The organism is Nocardia sp. NBC_00416 (assembly GCF_036032445.1).
Lineage (GTDB): Bacteria > Actinomycetota > Actinomycetes > Mycobacteriales > Mycobacteriaceae > Nocardia.
Genome location: NZ_CP107932.1, coordinates 4572839 through 4593277, shown reverse-complemented (window position 1 = coordinate 4593277; position 20439 = coordinate 4572839). Strand labels below are relative to the sequence as shown.

Annotated in this window: 23 protein-coding genes; 6 read left to right on the top strand and 17 right to left on the bottom strand. The window is 65.2% G+C overall.

Translation table 11 applies throughout. From position 1 onward, the window contains the following. Positions 1 to 410: 410 nt before the first annotated feature. The 3 genes from OG804_RS19545 to OG804_RS19535 all read right to left on the bottom strand — a co-directional run bounded on the left by OG804_RS19545 (position 411) and on the right by OG804_RS19535 (position 3601). The gene (locus OG804_RS19545) at positions 411 to 1805 is read right to left on the bottom strand and encodes an MFS transporter (RefSeq protein ID WP_328388539.1); all 1395 of its coding nucleotides are present in this window, start codon (positions 1803 to 1805) and stop codon (positions 411 to 413) included. A 404-nt stretch (positions 1806 to 2209) separates the two neighbouring features. After that, positions 2210 to 2977: a hypothetical protein gene (locus tag OG804_RS19540; protein WP_328388538.1), complete on the bottom strand. Its 768-nt coding sequence runs from the start codon at positions 2975 to 2977 to the stop codon at positions 2210 to 2212. A gap of 189 nt (positions 2978 to 3166) precedes the next feature. Next, positions 3167 to 3601 (bottom strand): MerR family transcriptional regulator, encoded by a 435-nt coding sequence (locus OG804_RS19535; RefSeq protein WP_328388536.1) that lies wholly within the window; start codon positions 3599 to 3601, stop codon positions 3167 to 3169. A 48-nt stretch (positions 3602 to 3649) separates the two neighbouring features. Here OG804_RS19535 and OG804_RS19530 point away from each other — a divergent pair, with 48 nt between their 5' ends. Further along, positions 3650 to 4615: an alpha/beta hydrolase gene (locus tag OG804_RS19530; protein WP_328388534.1), complete on the top strand. Its 966-nt coding sequence runs from the start codon at positions 3650 to 3652 to the stop codon at positions 4613 to 4615. A gap of 130 nt (positions 4616 to 4745) precedes the next feature. Here OG804_RS19530 and OG804_RS19525 read toward each other — a convergent pair whose 3' ends face one another. From OG804_RS19525 to OG804_RS19515, 3 genes are all read right to left on the bottom strand, one after another. Next, a complete protein-coding gene (locus OG804_RS19525) occupies positions 4746 to 5666 on the bottom strand; it encodes an RNA polymerase sigma factor (protein WP_328388532.1) in 921 nt (306 codons plus the stop codon). Then, positions 5663 to 6535: a haloalkane dehalogenase gene (locus OG804_RS19520; protein ID WP_328388530.1), complete on the bottom strand. Its 873-nt coding sequence runs from the start codon at positions 6533 to 6535 to the stop codon at positions 5663 to 5665. The genes OG804_RS19525 and OG804_RS19520 overlap by 4 nt, the downstream gene beginning before the upstream one ends. A 429-nt stretch (positions 6536 to 6964) precedes the next feature. Then, positions 6965 to 7411: a YybH family protein gene (locus OG804_RS19515; RefSeq protein ID WP_328388528.1), complete on the bottom strand. Its 447-nt coding sequence runs from the start codon at positions 7409 to 7411 to the stop codon at positions 6965 to 6967. A 266-nt stretch (positions 7412 to 7677) separates the two neighbouring features. Here OG804_RS19515 and OG804_RS19510 point away from each other — a divergent pair, with 266 nt between their 5' ends. Beyond that, the gene (locus OG804_RS19510) at positions 7678 to 8343 is read left to right on the top strand and encodes an ImmA/IrrE family metallo-endopeptidase (protein WP_328388526.1); all 666 of its coding nucleotides are present in this window, start codon (positions 7678 to 7680) and stop codon (positions 8341 to 8343) included. A gap of 244 nt (positions 8344 to 8587) precedes the next feature. Here OG804_RS19510 and OG804_RS19505 read toward each other — a convergent pair whose 3' ends face one another. Genes OG804_RS19505 through OG804_RS19495 form a run of 3 tightly spaced genes read right to left on the bottom strand, consistent with a single transcriptional unit; the run spans position 8588 to position 10592 of the window. Next, on the bottom strand, positions 8588 to 8842 hold the full coding sequence (locus OG804_RS19505; RefSeq protein WP_328388524.1) for a hypothetical protein: 255 nt from the start codon (positions 8840 to 8842) through the stop codon (positions 8588 to 8590). A gap of 12 nt (positions 8843 to 8854) precedes the next feature. Next, positions 8855 to 10354, bottom strand: a complete 1500-nt coding sequence (locus OG804_RS19500; RefSeq protein WP_328388523.1) for an ADP-ribosyltransferase — start codon at positions 10352 to 10354, stop codon at positions 8855 to 8857. A 49-nt stretch (positions 10355 to 10403) separates the two neighbouring features. After that, positions 10404 to 10592 carry a WXG100 family type VII secretion target gene (locus OG804_RS19495; protein WP_442941580.1) on the bottom strand — a complete coding sequence of 63 codons (189 nt, stop codon included), beginning with the start codon at positions 10590 to 10592 and terminating at the stop codon, positions 10404 to 10406. A 7-nt stretch (positions 10593 to 10599) separates the two neighbouring features. Here OG804_RS19495 and OG804_RS32380 point away from each other — a divergent pair, with 7 nt between their 5' ends. After that, complete coding sequence (locus tag OG804_RS32380) at positions 10600 to 10707, top strand: helix-turn-helix domain-containing protein (protein ID WP_442941579.1); 108 nt, start codon at positions 10600 to 10602, stop codon at positions 10705 to 10707. An 88-nt stretch (positions 10708 to 10795) separates the two neighbouring features. Here OG804_RS32380 and OG804_RS19490 read toward each other — a convergent pair whose 3' ends face one another. After that, positions 10796 to 11659 carry a hypothetical protein gene (locus OG804_RS19490; protein WP_328388519.1) on the bottom strand — a complete coding sequence of 288 codons (864 nt, stop codon included), beginning with the start codon at positions 11657 to 11659 and terminating at the stop codon, positions 10796 to 10798. Further along, positions 11656 to 11811 (bottom strand): hypothetical protein, encoded by a 156-nt coding sequence (locus tag OG804_RS19485; RefSeq protein WP_328388517.1) that lies wholly within the window; start codon positions 11809 to 11811, stop codon positions 11656 to 11658. Before OG804_RS19485 ends, OG804_RS19490 begins: the two co-directional genes overlap by 4 nt. 770 nt (positions 11812 to 12581) lie before the next feature. Between OG804_RS19485 and OG804_RS19480 the strand changes: the two genes are divergently transcribed. Both OG804_RS19480 and OG804_RS19475 read left to right on the top strand, forming a co-directional pair. Beyond that, positions 12582 to 13103, top strand: a complete 522-nt coding sequence (locus OG804_RS19480; RefSeq protein WP_328388514.1) for a hypothetical protein — start codon at positions 12582 to 12584, stop codon at positions 13101 to 13103. Positions 13104 to 13876: 773 nt separating this feature from the next. Continuing rightward, a complete protein-coding gene (locus OG804_RS19475) occupies positions 13877 to 14836 on the top strand; it encodes a pentapeptide repeat-containing protein (RefSeq protein ID WP_328388512.1) in 960 nt (319 codons plus the stop codon). A 61-nt stretch (positions 14837 to 14897) separates the two neighbouring features. Here the strand turns inward: OG804_RS19475 and OG804_RS19470 are convergent, their stop codons facing one another. Together OG804_RS19470 and OG804_RS19465 are read right to left on the bottom strand one after the other, a co-directional pair. Next, entirely contained in the window at positions 14898 to 15563 is a 666-nt protein-coding gene (locus OG804_RS19470) for a recombinase family protein (protein WP_328388510.1), read from the bottom strand. Positions 15564 to 15758: 195 nt separating this feature from the next. Then, on the bottom strand, positions 15759 to 16112 hold the full coding sequence (locus tag OG804_RS19465; protein WP_328388508.1) for a winged helix-turn-helix transcriptional regulator: 354 nt from the start codon (positions 16110 to 16112) through the stop codon (positions 15759 to 15761). A 60-nt stretch (positions 16113 to 16172) separates the two neighbouring features. On the opposite strand from OG804_RS19465, the gene OG804_RS19460 reads away from it, so the two are divergent. Further along, positions 16173 to 16934: an SDR family oxidoreductase gene (locus OG804_RS19460; RefSeq protein ID WP_328388506.1), complete on the top strand. Its 762-nt coding sequence runs from the start codon at positions 16173 to 16175 to the stop codon at positions 16932 to 16934. A 132-nt stretch (positions 16935 to 17066) separates the two neighbouring features. Here the strand turns inward: OG804_RS19460 and OG804_RS19455 are convergent, their stop codons facing one another. From OG804_RS19455 to OG804_RS19440, 4 genes are all read right to left on the bottom strand, one after another. Then, entirely contained in the window at positions 17067 to 17789 is a 723-nt protein-coding gene (locus OG804_RS19455; RefSeq protein WP_328388502.1) for a cation transporter, read from the bottom strand. Further along, entirely contained in the window at positions 17789 to 18118 is a 330-nt protein-coding gene (locus OG804_RS19450; protein WP_328388500.1) for an ArsR/SmtB family transcription factor, read from the bottom strand. The genes OG804_RS19455 and OG804_RS19450 overlap by 1 nt, the downstream gene beginning before the upstream one ends. 353 nt (positions 18119 to 18471) lie before the next feature. Next, a complete protein-coding gene (locus OG804_RS19445; protein ID WP_328388498.1) occupies positions 18472 to 18819 on the bottom strand; it encodes a DoxX family protein in 348 nt (115 codons plus the stop codon). A gap of 119 nt (positions 18820 to 18938) precedes the next feature. Then, positions 18939 to 19121 (bottom strand): hypothetical protein, encoded by a 183-nt coding sequence (locus OG804_RS19440; RefSeq protein ID WP_328388496.1) that lies wholly within the window; start codon positions 19119 to 19121, stop codon positions 18939 to 18941. Between the last annotated feature and the right edge of the window lie 1318 nt (positions 19122 to 20439).

Here is a 20439-nt window from a genome sequence, read left to right as displayed (position 1 = left end):
CGAAAGAGACCGGTGAAGAATGGATCGGCAGAATGTTCTGCTAGTCGGAATTCGAATGATGCGACGCTGCACGAACAAGCCGAAACATATCAGTGGCCATGGTTCCGTACCACCCGGAGAGCGGCTCAGTGATCTGCTCCACACAAAGCCGCCCGAAGGTCTGAATGGCACCGTCGCCGGAACAGCCCGCCGCGGCCGCGTCGGGTGGCGTCGGACGCCGAACACGTCCTCGGCCAGGCTGTTCCAGCGTCCGGCCTATCTGCCGCCTTCGTTTCGGTCGTGGTGACCGCGCTCGCCACTTACCACGTGTGCTCCCGGAGTGTGTTGCTCGTGCATTCACGGAAGTTGGACGCCGACCCCAGATCGGGCGAATCGGTCGAATCGCCGAGAAGATAGGCGGATCGGTCGAATTATCGGGAAGACAATGGGTCCGCTCGTTCGTCGCGCACGGTGCGGGCCGCATCGGCGCGATCGATATCGGCCAGATCGAAGCCTTTTGTCTCCCGCGCGAACGCCACCGCGACCGCGGTCACCGCGGCCGCCGCCGCCAGATACACCGCGATCGGCACCGGCGAGTCGAAGGTTTCCAGCAGTTTCACCGCGATCACCGGAGCCAGCGAACCGGCCACGATCGAGGTCACCTGATAGCCCAGCGAAACTCCCGAATACCGCATCCGGGTCGGGAACATCTCCGCCATGATCGCCGGCTGCGGCGCGTACATTCCGGCGTGCGCGATCAGGCCGAGCATGATGGCGGCGGTGATGATCCACCCGTTGCCGGTGTCCATCATCGGGAAGGCGAAGAAACCCCATGTGCCCGCCGTGACGGTACCGGCCAGATAGACCGGCCGCCGCCCGATCCGGTCGGCCAGCGCACCGGCCAGCGGGATCGCGGCGAAATGGACGGCGTGCGCGGCGAGCAGCCACCACAGGATGTCGTCGGTCGCCATGTCCTGCCGCACCTTCAGGTATGTGATGGTGAACGTGACGACCAGGTAGTACATGATGTTCTCGCCGAAACGCAGCCCCATCGCGGTGAACACGCCCCGCGGATAGCGTTTCAGCACTTCGACTGCGCTGAACGACGACGACCGCACCCGCTCGGCCTCCTGCCGCGCGGCGGTGAAGATCGGTGCGTCGCTCACCTTGGTGCGCACGTAGTAGCCGATCAGCACGACCACCGCCGAGAGCCAGAACGCCACCCGCCACCCCCAGGCGAGGAAGGCGTCTTCGGAAAGAGTCGCGGTCAACGCCAGCAGGACGAGGGTCGCGAGCAGATTCCCCCCGGGCACCCCGGCCTGCGGCCAGCTCGCCCAGAAACCGCGACTCCGGTCCGGACTGTGCTCGGCCACCAGCAGGACCGCGCCACCCCATTCGCCGCCGACCGCGAAGCCCTGCAGGAATCGCAACAGCACCAGCAGCACCGGAGCCGCGTAACCGATCTGGCCGTAGGTGGGCAGACAACCCATCAGGAAGGTGGCCGCACCCACCAGGATCAGGCTGAACTGGAGCAGCCGTTTACGACCGTAGCGATCTCCGAAGTGCCCGAACACTATTCCGCCGACCGGACGGGCCGCGAAACCCACGGCGTAGGTGAGGAAGGCTTTCAGGATCGCGTCGAGCTCGCTGTCGGAGGCGGGGAAGAAGATCTTGCTGAACACCAGCGTCGCCGCGGTGCCGTACAGGAAGAACTCGTACCACTCCACCACGGTCCCCGCCATGGAGGCGGCGACCACCCGGCGTAAACCGGACCGTTCCGAAGGAGAGGTCGGCCCGGTCTGCTTCGACCCGTCCACCACACTCATCGCCAGCTCCTCACACACCACGGCCCCCGGCGTCGGGGCCACTCGGAGTATCACCCGGGGCGGGTCGCGGTACCGGCGATTCCGCCGGGTTGATACGTCCGCGGTCCGGTCAGCGGGAGCTGTTGTCCGCGGCGGCCTATCGCGCCCGCCGCGGAGTTGTCCTTCGGCGCCGGGATATGCGTCAGCGCCGTCCACGTTCACGCCGCCGGAGACCGGTAAGCAGGTGTGCCCCTGAATGCCCGGGCTCGTCGCAAACCAGCTCACCGGAATCCGCGTTCACGAGGCGGCCCACGGCCTACATCGATTGCCCGTCATCCATGGAGAGCAGTCAGCACGGTTTCGCCAGGACGGGGGTCGGGCAGCTCGGTCCATGAGGCTGGTGGTCGGCTACCGCCGTCGAGCTGTCAGCACCAGGGCAGGCGCAGCGCTTCGAGCTCCGGCGCCGCCCGGAGCGCCTCGATCAGCTCGGTCGGGCCGACCACCTTGGTGCCGCAGAGGTCCCAATCGGACCAGGTGATCCAGGATCGGTCGGCGGCCCACAGATTCGAGGGTGAGCCGACGCCGCTCGGATGGTCGTACAGGACCGCGGCGCCGCCGAGGGGGCCCGAGACCGTGACGCCGGTGTCGAACTCGTCGTTGACCGCCGGGCCGAAGTACGCCACGCACGGGGTGTCGGCGCCGCCCGGGGACCACGCGATCAGAACGTCGATCAGCGTCTGCCACGACTCTCGATCGAGGGAGCCTTCGGCGGGCGGGCGGATACTCACCGGCCAACTCCCGCTCGAGTGTGCGCCGGACAGGCTGCGGAAACTGGGGTACTGGCCCTCGACGACCGCCGACTCGCCCAGCCGAGCCGCGAGTTCGGTCCAGCGCAGTCTGTTCCAGCCTGGTCCGGGATGCTCGGAGCGGCCCAGGTCGTTGCCGATCACGACCGACTCGGCATCGAGGTCGAAGCCGGCGATCACCATCGGCTGCTCGAGTCCGGCAGACAGCCGCTGCCGCCGCTCCTCGTCGTAGGTGAGTTCCGCGGAGCCCGACTCGTGCTCGTACATCGCATTCAGCAGCCACACCGCGTCCGGTCGCGAATCGATCTTGTACCCACACCATCCGAGATCAGTTTCGGGTGTACCGAGCCACGAAACCAGCTCTCGATCCGCGACGTGCCAGTCCACGTGGGCGAGCGTACCCAACCCCGTTCCCGCCTCCACTATGCGCAGAGCCCGACGGCCGGCGGGGCCACATTGCGTGCCTGCGCGTAGTACTTGTTCGAGTACTCGTCGCTGATTGCCGGAAGAACCGGTGCGGTGCCGTCCGTGCCGCTGCTCCGGACGCCCGAGCGCGTTCACCCCAGCCCGGTGAACCTACCCAGCGGCCGTGAAGCCGGCTGGAGTCGACGAGGCTGCGCGCGCGTTGTCGGTGTCGGCGATGGTCGATTTGAACTGGGGGCATTCGACCAAGGGTTCGTGGGTGCAGGTCGCTGCGTGGTGCAGACTGTCGCGCATGCGGGTCAGCCGGGCTATGTCGTGGTCGAGTTGGCTCGCTCGTCGCGCGAGGTGTGCGCGTAATTCGGTGTCGTCCGGCGTCGCGGTCAGGAACCGCTGGATCTGGGCCAGGGTGAAACCTGCTCCACGTGCACAATCTATGAGCATCAGCCGATCGAGTACGGCGGGCTCGAACGTGCGGCGCAGTCCGTTGCGGCCGGCCGAGTCGATGAGGCCGCGCCGTTCGTAGAACCGCAGGGCCGACGGTGCCAACCCGGACCGGACGGCCACCTCGGCGATATCGAGTAATTCCACGCCAACACTCCTTGACTTGAACCATGCTTCAAGTTGCAGGATAGCTGCATGAGCACAGCGAATACACCCACAACGGGGTTGCATCCTCAGGTTCAGGCCTATCTGGAACGGATCTCGCGCGCAGGCTTCGCGGAACTGCACACCTTCACGCCCGAGCAGGCACGCGAGGGACTGCGACGCCAGATCCCGCTGCTCGGTGAACCGGAACCGGTCGCCGCGATCGAGGACCGTGTCATCTCGTTGGCGGGCCACCAGGTCCCGATCCGGATCTACACACCGGCCGGCGTGGCACCGCTGCCGGTTCTGGTGTTCTTCCACGGGGGCGGGTTCGTCGTCGGTGATCTCGACACCCATGACGGCCTGTGCCGTAGCCTCGCCAACGGCGCCGCCGCCATCGTCGTCTCGGTCGGCTATCCCTTGGCGCCGGAGCACAAATTTCCCGCTGCAGTGGACGTGTGTTTCGCCGCTACGCAGTGGGTCGCCGGACACGCCGATGGTTTCGGCGCCGACGGGAACAAGATCGCGGTCGCCGGTGACAGCGCCGGGGGCAACCTCGCCGCGGTCGTTACGCATATGGCCCGCGATCTGGGGGGACCACCGCTGGCCTTCCAGTTGCTCATCTATCCCGATACGGATTTCCGGCGCAGCAATGTCAGCATCCGGGAGTTCGCCGGAAGGTACGGAAACATCACGCGCGCGGGCCAGCACTGGTTCATGGACAACTATCTGCGCGGCGACGAGGAAAAGCTCGATCCGCGTGTCTCGCCGCTGCTGGCGACCGACCACTCCGGCTTGCCGCCGGCGCTGGTCATCACCGCCGAATACGACGCGCTGCGGGACGAGGGCGAAGAATACGCCGCCGCACTGGACCGCGCCGGGGTGCCGGTCGAGGTCCGCCGCTACCCGGGAATGATCCACGAGTTCATGCGCCATCCGTTCGAAGTCAGCGCCGCGGCGCGATCCGAAGCCGCCGCCGCATTACGCAAGGCATTCGCCGAGGTTTCCGAAAAGTAGCGATGGTTTGCCGACCTCTCGTCCGGTGTTGGAGCGTGGCCGGCCCGAGTGCGAGGGGTGCGACGGCGGTGAGGGTGAGCGTGATGCCTTGGTGTCGTGGTCCGGCCCAGAAGATACCGCGGCCGGATACTTACTCGGATTCGCCGGACAGCAAGGAGAACTGTCCGGATTTCAAGAGACGGGCAACGGCGTTCACTTTCGTGTCGGGGCAGGCATAGTCCGGATGAACGCGGAGCACCGCCGCGGCGTCGTGCAGCGCGATCATCTGCTGTTCGGCTTCCGCGGCGCTGCGGCCTCCGCTGGTGACGGGGTGGGTGGCCAGTTCCGGCTGCCGCTGATCTATTCGCCCGGTGGACACGGCGTGGGCGATACGCCGCGAACACCGACACCGGGCCTGCTCGTTCGCGTGGCCGCAGGTCGAGGTCAAGAATGCGCGCAGGCGCTTCCGGGTCCGTTCGAGACGTTTTCGGTAGGTGGCGGGTGTGAGGTCCAGAATCCAGGCAGCGTCGGCGGATCCGACACCGAACACGTCGTCGAGAACGAACGCGATCCGTTCCTCACGGGTCAGGCACTGCAACATCGCTTGGCTGCACTGGAGGCGGACTTCGGTGGCGAGTAGCTCCGCATCGGGTTCCCGATGGTCGGCTGCCCATCCCTCGGCCAGCGCGTCACCGAAGGCGTCGAGACTGAGCTGCGCCGCTTCCTGTAGCGACTGCCTTCGTAGATTGAGCAGGTGGTTGACGCCGATGCGGTACGCCCAGGTGAGCAGTTTCGCCTCGCCGCGCCACGTGGCGAGCCGGGTGAACACACGCAGCAGAATCTCCTGTGTGGCGTCCTCGGCGTCGGCGCGCCGGCCGGTCATCCGAAGCGCCAGCCGGTAGATCGGATCCTGCAGTCTGCGCATCACCTCGGCGGCCGCGCCGGCGTCGCCGGCGATGGCTTCGGCTACGAGCGCGACCTCGCCCGGGTCGACTGAGCTGAGGCCGGTCGGCGCGTCGTCGGTCATCGATAGATCGTCTACCTGCGGCGGGCTGGGCGCAACGATGGTCATCGGTGCTGTGTTCCGGTGAGGGCGTGACGTTGCAACCATCGGTCGATCGTGGTGCCGATCTCGTCGGGTCGGTCCTCGGCGGCGTGATGTCCGGCCCGGCCGCAAGCGACGACATCCAGTGCCGCGATGTGGTGTCGGCACCAGTCGGCCACCGCTTCGTCGATGAGCAGCGTGGGGGACCCTTCGAATGTCATCAGCAGCTTCGGTGTGCCGGTGCTGGTCGCCAGCCACCGGTCGTAGGCCTCGATGCGAGCGACGAGCTCGGCGGGATCACCGCCGAGCGGTATCTGTCGCGCCCAGGCGAGGATGGGCCGGCGACTCTCCCGGGTCGGGTAAGGCGCGAGGTAGGCCTGTAGATCCGCCTCGTCGACGGGATCGAGGACGCCCCCGGTGAAGGCTTGGCGAATGAACAGGTCCTGCTCGAGCACCATCTCCTCGCCGATGCCCGGGGTCCGGATGGATTCGGACCGGGTGCGTGCTTGCGGGGAGAGCTCCTCCCATGCCATCGGTTTGATGATGCTTTCGAAGAAGGCCAGTCCGCTCACCCTTTCCGGGTGACGGGCGGCCCAGTCGCAGGCGAGCGCGCCGCCCCAGTCGTGGCCGATGAGGACGACGCGGTCGAGGTCGAGGGTGTCGAACCAGGCGTCGAGGTAGCGGGCGTGGTCGGCGAAGGTGTAGCCGATGTCGGGTTTACCGGATGTGCCCATGCCGACGAGGTCCGGCGCAAGCAGCCGCCCCTCGGAGATGTGGGGCAGGATGTTGCGCCACGCATGCGAGGAGCTCGGGTTGCCGTGCAGGAACACGAGCGGGTTGCCCTCGCCGATTTCGGTGTAGGACATGTGCGAGTCGAGAACTTCTGCGGTATTCACTATCTGGCCTTTCTTGTCGGGCGACCCGCATCCGCAGGAGGCGAGGGCGATCCCCGCGGCGATCCCCCGGAGCAGTGCCCGTCGAGATACCGGCCGACCGGGATGGGGCGTGTCCGAGCGAAGGTGCCTGCGCATACCGATCCCTTCGCGCCCTTTGCGGTGGGCGGGTGTCGATGACTGATACACCTCTTTCGACACCGGCAGTCGGCAGCCGTGACACAACCGGATAGTGATCTGCCTCACCCGGTGACTCGACACGGTGGACAGTGAGCAGCACCGGCCCACTCACGGGAGTGCCGCAAGATCGCAACCCCGGGGATATCTCTCACCACTGAGCGGACGAGGAAGGGCCATCTCGGAAGCCGAGCGAGGCTTCGAGCGAGTGGGTCGGTCGAGAAGACGATCTGGCGGCGAGCGTCGGACAGTGGGTCAGGCTTTGACCGATCCGGCGATGTTGGTGTTGTGCACCGAACAGGCCCACCATGTCTCGTTGCGCTTGAGTAGGACCCAGGTGCCTCGGTTGGTGACGGAGAATTCGGCGGTGTGCAGTGTTTGCTCGACGTTGACGACTGCGTGTTCGGGTGTCAGGAGACGCAGGGCGAGCAGCTCGAAGTGGGCTCGCGCGTCTGGGCTGTCGCCCAGGCGTTTGCGATGGTAGCCGTGCAGTTCGTCCCAGCCGCGGAAGATCGCGCCCGCCGGCGTTATGAAAACGACGTCTTCGGTGAATGGCTGGTCGAAGGCTGCTGCGTCCTTGGCCTCCAACGCGGATTCCAGTGTCCGGAACAGGGCTTCGATCTCAACCGTCGTGGCCGTGTCGGCGTCGGAGATCGCGGCTGTGGGGCGGGCGCTGGACGGGGCGTGCTCGGGAGAAACCACTGGCCGCACGCTACGCCGCCGCATTCTCATCGTCAGCGTTCGGGCAACCCCGCGGTGGTTGTGCCAGCGAATTCCGACGTCGTTCGTCGGCGAATTCCGATACCGCGTCGGGTCCATACGAGGTGAGTCGTGACGGTGAAATTTGACGTCACCAGCACCTGGTTACGGACTGCCGCAGATCGCCGAGAGCCACGATCTAGGCTCCGCATCATGATCGGTGATCTCGGATTCCGCTGTTCGCGCTGTTCGACCTTCGCTATCTGCTCATGAGTGCCGCGCGAGTGCCACTGCCCCCTCGAACGCCGGAAAGCCTGAGCCGCCGGGCCCGGTACTTCGTCGAAACGCACGGGATGCGTCTTCCCTGCCGGGATATCCGCCCCTATCGCAACGTATGGCTCGACCACGGGATACCCGCTGCGGAGATCGACCGGGCCGTGGCCTTCCAAGAAGTCCCGCGCCGCTTCGACGTCAAAGCCCTCGAACAGCTCAGCCACGAGTGGGGCGTGTCGATCAAATCGCTGGTCTACCGCTCCCGCGAAACCGGCGCCATCTCCGATGCTGTGGCCCGCCGCGCTCAGCGCCTGCACCACCTCTACGAGATCGGCATGCTCGGCGCCGACCCCGTCACCTACCATCCCGGCGAAATCCCGACCCTGCTCGCCAAGGCGTTCGAGATCGCCGAAACCCAAGGCGCCCTCACCCTCACCGGCCTCGCCCGTGAACTGCGCTGGCGCCCCAAGCGCCTTCGTGAACTCCTCGGTCAGCCCGATCAACGCTCCGTCCTCCGCTTGATCACCACGTCAGGGCAGCTCAATCCGAGCGCTCGCCGCCGTGCGGTCCTTGGGCTGCGACGTTTTCACTACTCGGCTGTCGTAGTGAACGAGGCCGATCTCGAAGCGGAGGCGGCCGCTCGGGACATCCCGCTCAAATAGTGGAAGGCCGACCCTGTATGGACCGGCCTTCTAGCAGGAAAAGAGGGGCTTTACTCGTTAAGCTACACCGACTACGCAGTGTCGTGCTGGGGCTTGCACCCAGGACTTCCTGCTCCACTTCTCACGATAGCAGAGCCCTGACTACTCAGGCATCCCAAATCATCGAGGGGTCGGTGTAGGCAGACAGCGCTTCCGACTGCTTCTTCGGCCTGGAGCGCTCGGCGAGGTATGCAGGAGGCGGTCCTTACTGGCCGGGGTCCTTGCGCATGTGGTCGGGAATGCCGGGGGTATCGGGGTCGTACTCGGTTCCGGCGAGGTCATCGGAAAACTTTCCCCCGACCGCGGCGGGGCCGGGGCCGGCTTTGGAGCGAACGTTCTTGTCCCAGTCTTCGAACTGAGCTATGGCGGCGTCCCGTTCCTCCTCGGTCAGCGGTTTCCCGCCGGAGGCGATCACTTCTTCCCTGCTTCGGAATATCTTTCCGGCGATGCGTTCGGCCATTTGCGATACCTCCTATTGCTCGACCATACGGATCACGGTCCGTCCGGTCACTGGATCGGTGAAGCGCTGCACCACCTCGAACGGGGTGCCGGACTGGAACAGCACTTCCAGTTCCTCCGGGCTCTTGGACAAGCCGGAGACGTCCTTGCCTGTTTTGGAAATGATCTGCATCTCGACGTTGCTTACGCCCTTGAACAGCTCGCTGGCGCCGGCCGGGTTCTGAGATGTCGAGGTGAACGCGGTTTCGGTGATCTCTTCACCTACCCGATACCGGGCCAGTACATCGTCGGGAAGGTACGTGTGGCGGACTACCTGCCCCTCGTAGTTCGGCAGTTTGCCCAGGGCCTGGTTGAGCGCGTCGATACGGGCTTGGGCGTAGGTGTCGGGGTCGGCGAGCGGGTTTCGCAGCGCCTCGTTGATCCACTGGTAGTCCTGCCCTGTATACGCGTTGATTGCCATCTCATCGTCGGGGGAGAGGCTCGGCCGGCCTGGTGTGGTCGATGGTTTTCCGCCTGGCTTCTCGGTTCCGGCCCTCTTCGGTTTGAGGGAAGCCAGCTGCTTCAGTGTCGGGGTGTGACTGGCGGCGTTGTGGGTGGTCTTCACCCCTTTCGCCATCTTCAGCGATTTGAACGTGACCACCAGGGCGCGGATTGGACCGGCGAACTTCTTGACCGCGGCCGCGCCGCGAGCGGTCGCCAGCGCGGCACCGAACCCGGCGGTGACCACCGACAGGCCGATGCCGATCAGGACTTCGGTGGCGATCTCCTTACCGAGCTCGACGAGCTGGTCTTTCAGCTTGTTACGCAGGTCTTGCAGCCCGGTGAGGTGATCGCCTACCGCGGTGGCGATCTCGCCGACCATGCCGGCCACGTCGGTGGCCGCGGCCGCCATCGCGCGCAGGTCCTCGTCCACGAACACCGCTTCGCTGGTGGTCACGGTGGCGAACAGGTCGGCGATACGGTTCAGCTCGGCGGCAAAGCCCGCGACCGCTTGGTCGGCGGCGATGCCCGACCACAACCGTTGCGCGTCACCGAGCTTGCCGGTGTTGCCGTCGGGGACGACGACCCCGATCTCGTCGAGCAGATCGACCGCACCGGACAGTCCTTCGGCCACCAGGCCGTTGCCCGGCCCGCCGGCCGACGGCAGATCCGGCCGGTTGACCATCGAGATCCAGTCGGGATCCGGGATCCGGGCCGGTTCCGGGGCGGTGTTGCCGATCACGCTGGCCCAGTCGGCCATCGCATGGTTGTAGCCCATCTCGCCGAGCAGGATGGCGTAGCCGCGGGCGGCCTCGGCCAGCAGCATCGCGGTATCGACGGCTTCGTTGCAACGCGCGTCGTAGTCGGTGGCCCACGCCTTCGCGGCGTCGTAGGAGCCGGCCATCTCCTCGCAATCTGCCAGCGCCGACCACCGGTTATCGACAGCGCGACCGAATCCCAGTGCTGCGGCACCCAGCGCAGTAGCGGCGTCGTAGTAGACCGGGGGATCGACGTCGACAGTAGTCGGGCTCACTGCCCGCTTTCCGGCGCAGCGCCCCGGCCCAGCATCGCCACGTTCGTGGTCATGGCGTTGGTGTAGTTGGTGTGCGCGGTGCGGGCAGCCTACGCATCCGCAACAACCCGTCTTTCATGTCCCCCACGCCGTCGAGCCACTCGGCGTGCGCGTCGTCGTAGGCGGTCGCGGCCTCGCCGGACCAGCCCTGCCGCAGCACACCCACCCGTTGCTCGATCCGATCGAGCGAGTCCTCCAAGAACCCGATGAGATTACCCAGCCGAGCCGCGGCCGGTGAATCGAAATCGGTGCTGGCTGCCGAGTTCGGCGTCACCCGCCAAACCATCTACAACTACCTGCGCACATCGGCCTGACCGCCGAATCCGCCATGTAAGTGGGTCTTACCGGCGGTCAGACGCTCGATTTCGACAGTTCAGAGTTCTGGTAGAACTCGCAGTCGGATCACCACGTGAGAGTCGGGCTGTCGTAGTGATCGACTTTGTCGGGGCCTCCGTCGACCTTCCAGCGCACCTCCAGCTCGGCGTGGTATCTGCGGCCCTTGGTCGGATCGGCCAGGGATCTCGGGTAATACGACTGGACCCCCGGCTTACACGGTTCTTCCCAAGACAAGGTCGGTCCAGTGTGGGTGCTGACGTCGTCGTACAGCTCCATCATGATGTAGCAGTTTTCCGAGGTGTTCGTGCCGGCCCAATATTCGAGATATTCGTACTCGCCGGTAGTGCTCTTCTTCACGCAGATCCACGCATTATCCGAACCGTCGCACGGGTTCCGTCCAGGGGGCGGGGTCGGCGAGACCGGGGATGCGGGGGGTGAGTTCAGGAGGGTCGCGATCACAGCACCTGACACCCCCGACAGCAGCGCCAGCACTACCCCACCCGCGACCAGCGCACGCTTATTGCGCTGCCGCACCGGGGGTTTCTCCGGCCCCGTCATCTCCGGCGGCTGAGTCTCCGAGGCGGCGTGCGCCGCCTTGTGGTCTTGGGCGTCGTTCTCGGTTGCTGGTTCGGGGGTGTGGCCTTGAGTAGCATGCGCACGGTTCCACCGCTTCTTCCACGAGTCTTGCTCGTGGGCGGGGCGCCCGGCGTTCTCCAGGCAGGTCGATATGATCGACCTACTGAGACTGCCCCAGCGTGCCAGTGGGTATTTGTCCCCGGTCGCCTTGCTTAAGCTGCTTTCGGTTGTCCCTGCTCGACGTGCCAACTCTCCCTTGGTGCACTTGCCACCACGAGCGGCGGAGTCGACGAGCTCTCTGAGTGATTCTTTGAATTTGCCCACCGATTCTTCCGGTGGCAACGGCGCGGTCACCGCCGACGCCTGGATGTGGATGCCACCAGCCGGGTAGCGATCTCGGCGGCCGCCAGGCCGGCCGCACCGATTGTCGCGACCGCGGTTCCCGGTTCGACCCCGTAGACGACCAACGTGACCGTGGCGGCGACGAGTGCTACCAGAATTGCCACCTGCAGTCCCAACATCCACGGCTGCAGCGACTTCCGTGGATGTGGCGTGCGTACAGCATTAGTCACCACTCCCACCTCCTTTTTCGATTGTTCCCTTGACCCGGACGAATTGGATGACTGACTTGACGCCACATGTCGGACTCGACGCGATAACCGACTGCCTGCAAGCAGTCCGTGCGAGTTCGACCAGCAGCACCGAATCTCAGAGTTGCACTCGAATCCTGTACTGCCAAGGGGATGTTCGTTCCAGATCGGGCATCCCGATTTTCCGCAGTACCCCCAACCGGATTTCCGCAAAGGGATCGCCGACGCAGCCCCTCAGAAACGGCTCACAGCAGCAGATACTCTGACACGTTTCCGACCCCTAGGGGTCGACTCAGGGTCTATCTCAGGGTTATCGCAGGTCACAGCATTGGAAATTTTTTCCGAGGCTCAGGGAAAAATTTCCGACCACGGGAGTGCTCTAGACGCGGCAACACACGGAACCGACACTGTGTAAGGGCGGCTCGATAGCTACATCGGTGAACATCCGACAACGCCCGCCCCCGGCCCGCTCCCTCTATTCCCTAGACCCGGACGAGCCGACACTGTGAGGTGAGTGGGTCCATCGCTGCAACGATGGACCCACTCACCAACTACCCGGACACTCCTCGATTTGGTTCGGCGCCTGTCGTCTGGGGGGGCGTGCTGTTGACAATTGAGCCGCCCGGTCTCGGGAGGCACTGTCGAGATTGGCCACCACCTTGAAGAAACTCGGTACGACGTTGATCGTGATCGGCATCATCAGCCTCATCGCCGGCTTCGGCACCCTGATCGGCGGGACGATCTTCACCGTCGAGGGCTTCCAGCGCTGCGATGTGCCGGGCACTGCGGACCTGATGCTGTCCCAGCCCGGTCGGTACCGGATCTATGCGGAGCACCACGACTCGATGCACACCGACATCACCCAGGTGACAGTCACCGATCCCAGCGGCACACCACTCGCTGTGGAAACCGACACGTCGACGAGCTTCTCCATAAACGGTCGCAGTTGGGAGTCCGTGCGGAGTTTCGCGGCACCCGAAGCTGGAACCTATCGAATCGATAGCCGGGGCACAGCCGGCGGCAGGCTGGCCATCGGCCGTGAGACGCACGAAGAGCTCTACGCACTAGTCGGTGTGGGAGCCGGTTTCGTCCTACTGATTCTCGGCAGTTTTATCAGCCCAACTGCTCGCAGCCGCTGGTCGGCCGCCGGAAGCGGGTCCGGTGGCGGAGGGGGAGGGTGCGGCGGAGGGGGTTGCGGCGGGGGGTGAGATTCCGGAATGGGGCTACGGCTGTCTCGCTCCCAGGGGTTCCGGTAGTAGTCGCCGAAAAAACAACGGATATGGGCTTGGCCCAGATAACGGGGCCGCTTCGCGCACGGGTGGGGCGCTATCGCCGCAGGTCGGTAGATGCACCACCCCAGAAACCGGGCTGTTATCCCGGGTCTGCCTCGGTGATGACCGCAGTTCCCTGACCAGGGGCTGTATCCATATCCGCCCAATTTTCGGCGGTTACTACCGGAACCCCGTAGCCCAGGGCGTGTCTTTCGCGCTGGTGCAGGGGCGTAGTGCCGCGATTCCCTCTATCAACTGTCAGGATTTCCTGACATCGTTTCGTCCGGGGTAAATGCCGATTTCTGGCCGCCGATAAGTGACCCTCATCGGTCGCTGGCGTGGACGCAGGGACCGAGTTCGGGTTCTGCTCAGAGTCGACCCAGGGCTTCGAGCCCCCATCTCTACGTGCATCGGTTGCTCCGCGGCGGCGCTCAGACTGCCGCCGATACCGTTCGCGTCGATGGTCCGAAAAGGCGTCGGCGGCGTGATCTGTTGCGGCCCTGCGTAGTTGGCGCAGAATACGTGGTGTGACGGTAGGTGACGAGCAGCACACGATCGAAGATCCGGGCGAGGCAGCCTCCCCGGAATCGGGCGAGAGCAGGGACGGGGAGACAACTCCAGCCCCGGCCGGCCAGCCACCCGCATCGTCCGGAGCACCGCCGGACGTAGAGCCCGAAGGCGCTCCATCTGCTCCGACGCCGCAACCGGAAGTGGCCCGACCGCGGGATCCGGCGGGCTCGACGTGGGCGAAGGTAGCCGCGATAGCGACCGCCGCCGGCACCTTGATGACCGCGCTCGCCGCGGTAGGAGCGCTCTACTTCACCAACAGCACCCTGAGCGCAACCAACGAACAACTCGGCCTGACACGCCGGACCGCGCAGTCCGAGCAGATCAAATCAGCGGCAGAACAACTCGACTCGGACAAGACAAGTGTCCGCCTCAGCGGTATCTACCTACTCGAACGCCTCACTCAGGACTCCGAACCCGACCGCCCCGCCCTCCGTCGACTCCTCGAAGCATTCATACGCACCGAAGCTCCCTCCGAAACCCCCTCCAGTTCCTTTACTTGTGGACCTCACAACCGGGAATTGCCAGCCGATATTCAAGCCGCCCTGGCCGTCATCGTGAAGTACAGCGCTTTACCACTGCCCACCCCAGGAGTCGACCTCCACATGTCCTGCCTTACGGGGGCAGAGCTGTCCGGCGCGGACCTCACCGAGGCAGGGCTGTTCGAAGCGGACCTCACCGGGGCACGGCTGGACGACGCGAACCTCACCGAGGTCCAGCTGTTCGACACGGACCTCACCGAAGCAACGCTGTACCGCGCGAACCTCACCAGGGCCAGGCTGGACCGCGCGAACCTCACTGGGGCACTGCTGTCCGGCGCGAACCTCACCAGGGCCACACTGTTCGAAGCGGACCTCACCGGGGCACAGCTGCCCGACGCGGACCTCACCGGGGCACAGCTGCCCGACGCGAACCTCACCGGGGCACGGCTGGACGACGCGAACCTCACCGGGGCCACACTGTTCGGCGCGGACCTCACCGGGGCCATACTGGACGGCGCGGACCTCACCGGGGCCATACTGGACGGCGCGGACCTCACCGAGATTGCTTACGACGACAGCACTGTATGGCCAGAGGGGTTTACTCCACCGGCTTCTGCGTAGTTCTGAGGGTTGCTGACTGGAAGTCCGTGTCCGGCACGGTGGCCAGCCTGCAGGCAGCGAATCATCTCCTGGGAATTTCTTCGAGTACTGACCGGCCGCGCATGGCGAGTTCGGGCACATGCTTGTACAAGGTGGTGCGCGAGATTCCGAGTAGCCGCGCGATCGAGGACACCGACTCATCCGGCCGGGTCAGCAGCGCCCGGGCCTGGCGGACCTGTTCGTCGCTCATGGCCGGTGGCCGGCCGAGCCGCTGCCCGCGGGCCCTGGCCGCGGCGAGGCCTTCGTGGGTGCCGTCGACGATCAGCTCACGGATGAACTCGGCCAGGGCGGCGAATACATGGAACACCAGGCGTCCGCCGGGGGTGGTGGTGTCGAGGGCTTCGTGCAGGGACCGGAACCCGATACCGCGGCGGCGGAGGTCGGCCACGATCGAAATCAGGTCCTGCAGGCTGCGGCCGAGCCGGTCCAAGGAGGCGACCACGAGGGTGTCGCCGGTGCGCATGTAGTCCAGGCACGCCGCCAGCTGCTCGCGCTCGACATCCTTGCCGGACTTCTTGTCGGAGAACACCTTCTTGCACCCGGCCCCCTTCAGCGCGCGAGTCTGGCGGTCCAGATTCTGGTCGCGGGTCGAGACGCGGGCGTACCCGATCAGCGCTCCTCCCCCGCCGATCGGGTCCAGGGCATCGCCGTCGAGCGAGAGTGGTTCGAGCGCATCGGTGTCAGTCACCCGTCAATCGTACATAAAAGGGTGATATGAAGTTGTTGAACATTCCGACTTTACGACACGTTTTTTGAACAGTTGCCGTTTTCGGACGACCTGGGCATTCGTTCGCCGGAGTCCGTTTCGGCCGGGCTGTTCAAGAAACGATCGATTGATGAACAAAGCTGCGGCGGTCGCGACGACCTACCTCGCCGAGATGGTTCAGGGCCAGCGGAAGTCGTGGGGTCGATCGGTCCAGATTTCCGACCAGTCCCACAGCGGCTGAAGGGCTTCTCCGAGACGGACCCCGGCGATGGTCAGTTCGTAAGAACCTTTCGGGCCGTGCTTCTCCAGCAGCCCGGCTGCCTGAAGCTGCTGGAGTCGATTCGACAACATGCTCGACGAGCAGTTGCCCATCCGCCGGCGCAGTTCCAGGAACCCCAGCGGTCCGGGTTCGAGCTCCCACACCACCCGCAGCATCCATCGCTGCCCCAGTAGGTCGATCGCCGCCAGAACCGGTGCGTTGCTGGGTTCATCGGCCGACCCGGCCGGGCCGCGATCATTTGCGCTTCTCATTTCGAAGCACCATAGTTGCTTCTCAATCAGAAGCACCGGGCCGAGCGAGGAGAACACTTGATGGACCGATCGGAACCGTCCCCGCGCCGAATCGTGCTGGTGACAGGCGCCTCCCGTGGTATCGGCGCCGCCACCGCCCAGCAGTTGGCAGGCCCGGACACCCACGTCCTGGTCAACTACCGGGAGAAGATCAAACGAGCGCAGATGGTGGTCGACACGATCACCGACGTCGGCGGCAGCGCCTCGACGCTCGGGGCGGACCTGTCCGACGACACCGCGGTCACCGAGATGATCGACCACATCCGCGGCCAGTACGGCCGGCTCGATGCGCTCGTGCTGAACGCATCAGGCGGACTTGAGCGCGGCGCTGACCCCGGCTACGCCCTGCGCCTCAACCGCGATGCCCAGGTCCGGCTCGCCACCCTCGCCCTGCCCCTCATACCGCCCGGCGGCCGGATTGTTTTCGTCACCAGCCACCAGGCGCACTTTCACGCCGACGGCGGTCCGCTGCCCGACGGGTACGGGCCGATCGCCGCGAGCAAACGCGCCGGCGAGGACGCCCTACGCGCCCTCATTCCCGAATTCACCGACCGCGGTGTCGGGTTCGTCGTGGTCTCCGGTGACATGATCGACGGGACGATCATCATCCGGCTGCTGGAACGCCGGGATCCCGACGCGGTCGCTGCCCGCCGAACTCACGGGCCCCTACCCACTGTCGACGATTTCGCTGCGGCCATCGTCGCCGCGATCGACGCCCCCGCCGTCAACGGGCGCACCTTCCTCGTCGGCGGGCATGACTACCTCACCACCACGATGCGCTGAACCGCCGACCCATGCAGCTGTGTCCACAAATGGGCGCTTGATGGACAAGCGTTCCAGAAGAATCATCGTTGACCAGCGATGATCTGGCGTATCAGCGTCCAGGAATGTATCGGTTGATGAACAGGTCTTCGGTCAGGCCGGGCGGGGTGCGTACATGATGATCGCGACGCCGATGAGGCAGATGACTGCTCCGGTGACGTCCCAGCGGTCGGGGCGGAATCCGTCGAGGGCCATGCCCCACTCGCGAACCGCAATGGCGGCGATGGCCAGGGCAGCGATCGGGTCGGCCCACGACCAGCCGAACAGGCTGTTGAGCAGCAGTCCCACCAGCAGAACCGCCGAGAGGTACGTGCACAGCAGGGTCTGTTTCGAATCGGCGACCGCGGAGGTGGATCCGAGTTCGCGCCCAGCCCGGCGCTGCGCGGCCGAGAGCACCGGCATGATCACCAGGCTCAGCGCGGCCAGCCCGATACCGATGCCCGAGTGCTGGGCCTCACCGAGCCCGAACAACGCCCGGATCGAGTCGACAATGACATACAGGGCGAGGGCGAAGAACGAGAACGCGATGACCCGCAGCGCGACCTTCTCCCGCGCCTCGGGATCGCGGCCGGCGAATTGCCACGCCACCGCGGCCGCCGAGGACACCTCGATCACCGAATCCAGGCCGAACCCGATCAACGCGGTCGAGGAGACCCGCGTCCCCTCGGTGAGCGCGATGATCGCCTCGATCACGTTGTAGGTGATGGTCGCGGCCACGAACCAGCGGATCTGCCTCGCCAGCACTGTCTTCCGCACCGGACCGGGACCGACGAACACCGCCGACGGCAGGGCGGGCATGCCGAGTGGCGCCGACATCAGCAGCAGCCCTCGGCCTCGGCATCCGGGCAGCACGCCGGATCCACCGCCAGCACCAACCCCAGCAGATCACCCAGTGCCGCGGCGATCCGGGCGTCGGCGAGCTCGTAGCGGCTGCGCCGGCCTTCCGGGACAGCGACCACCAGTCCGCACCCACGCAGACACGCAAGGTGATTGGACAGGATCTGCCGGGTCACCCCGATCTGTTCGGCCAGCTCCGAGGGATATCCCGGTTCTTTCCGCAGGCTCAACAGAATCCGGGTCCGCGTCGGGTCGGATAGTGCGTGCCCGAAGCGGGCGAGTGCGTCGGTGTGGGCAGCAGTCTCCATACTCAGAACAATACATAAGAAACTGTATTCAGAAAATTATGAACCTTTAGACCCGCTGAGGCGGACGCGCACCTTGTCCGAGGCCAGCTGTTCTGCGGCTGACTGGAACAGCTCGGACTGCTCGGTCCGACGCGTCGGACCGAGCCGGTCATCGGATGTACTCAACGTGCTGTTCGAGAAGTCGAGCGCCCCCACCGCGGCGAACGCGGCTATCGAAGTGCTGGCAGCGCTCGCTACCGTTGCTGCCTTCGCCCACGTCGGTCCGGGTGCGGCGTCACGGGGTCTTCGAGCCCACCACTGCACATGTTCGCGCCCGGTGCCGAGGCACCGGGCGCGGGGGCTTGCTGTTCGGCTCAGCGGGCCAGGTGCAACGCCAGGGTCGCGACTACGGGAGCCAGGTACAGGAGCGGGAACACGGCGGTGTCGTACGAGCGTGCCCGCAGCGCTGTCGCGGTGGCGCCGAGGAAGTAGACGATCAGACCGATCGCCGCCGCGATGCCGACGGGCGGCAGTGCGAAACCGGCGAGCAGTCCCAGCGCGCCCGCGGTCTTGGCTGATGCCAGCCAGTTCCACCACGAGCGCGGCACCCCGTACTTCTCCAGCGGTTCGACCACGAACTGCTGTTTCGTGAACAGCGAGTAGCCCGAGAACCCGACCCACAGGGCGGTGAGGACTCCGACGACGTAGTACGCGACGTTCATGAGAAAGCCGTTTCTCTTCGACCGGTAGGTGTCCGGCGGTTACTACCTCGACGACGTGGGCCGCCGAGGTGTGACATCGTCGTGCGGGCCGGGCGCGGGTTCGGATGCGCGAGAGCGCTTCAGTGAAGTTCGGGGTCGCTGATCAATTCGATGACCAGAACGACGTCTCCGTGTGCATCGCGTTCGGGACGCAGCGGGTCGGGTGTGGGCTCGGGCGGGTCGGCCGGGGCGTCGGTGGCGGGAGGGGCGACGAGTCGGTCTTCGGTGATGCCGGGCCGGAACGGCCAGGAGGCCTGCGCCATGTTTCTTCCTTCTCGCGTTTCGTCGGGACGGAACCGACCACGTACTCGCGGAGCCGCCCGAGCCAGAACGGAAAATCAGTTGGTTTAACAAGCTTTGCACAAACTTACGGTCTGTTTCGGCCCATGCGGGGCCCGAGTTGACGGCTGCTGCCGCGCGCCGATCCTGCATGCGGTTGCATGTGAACTACTCGGCGGTCTGGTTTCGCGTCGCAATTGGCTCTCGGCTGCTCGAATGCCGCGCTAAGTTATTGGCTGTTCGCTGATGTCGGGAGGATTTATGGCATCCGGTGCCATATAAAATAAATTTCTGAAACGAGTTCCAAACTTGCCGGTAACCCGGGGTTTGGAACATGGGAGCCGTGGTGTTATCACCGAACGATCACGTGCTCTATGGTCCAGCTGCCGTGTCTCGGCGCGGTCGGTGACCGAACGGGTCGCTTAGGTAAAGATAACTTTAGTCGGCCACGGGACGTGACGACCTCGAGTGGCACCGAACCACTGTGAACTGCCAGGGGCAGGAGCAACTTCACCGCAGCCCGTATCTCGGATAGCTGCGAGGCGCGGCGACGGATCGATACTTTATGGTTCAAGTGGTCGGACCACTGAAAAGCGAGGCCGGAGAGCGGTGGGGCAGGTATCGATAGGGAGGCTTGTGGCCGAAGGTACGGCCGGGTTGCGCTCTCGGTCGGGCCCGGAACCCTGGTAGTGCTGTTGTAGCAGTGTATCGACGGATCCTTGCGAGGCATTCCGCGTCGGCCGAGTCGGGGAACGCCCTTTCGGTGTGCGGTGTCCGTCTTGTCGGCACGCCGGGCTCGGACGACGGTTCGGTATTGCGTGCGAATAATCGCACCGGCTTGCCTGTCGAGGTTTTCAACGGAACTGTATGGATTGTCATTGTGCGACTATTTCTGCTGATTGAAATCAGACGGCAAATGATCGGCAATCTACATCATGATTCGAAATGTCGGTGACGAGGAGCTCGGACGGCATCGTTTCCGATGCATATTCAATGGGCTCCGACCATTGAAAGAAATGCGGATTGTCGGCGACTGTTACTGCCCTGGATGGAATCGGACGACGAGCACGATTCGGACGTGGTCGTTGCTTCGGCAAATAATGCGATAGCGAGGCATGAGGTCAATTCTCGGCAGGCATGGGTGGTGGTGTTCGGGGTGACGCCGGACCGGCGGCGCCGGTCGGGTCTGTGGGTGGAACTAGATCACCTCCGCCGGTGCCGGACTGCACGAGTCACGTGGTGTCGTGCGCCGAGGGGTCCGTGATCGGGAACGGCCGGTCGGGTCGGTGTCGAATTCGCGAC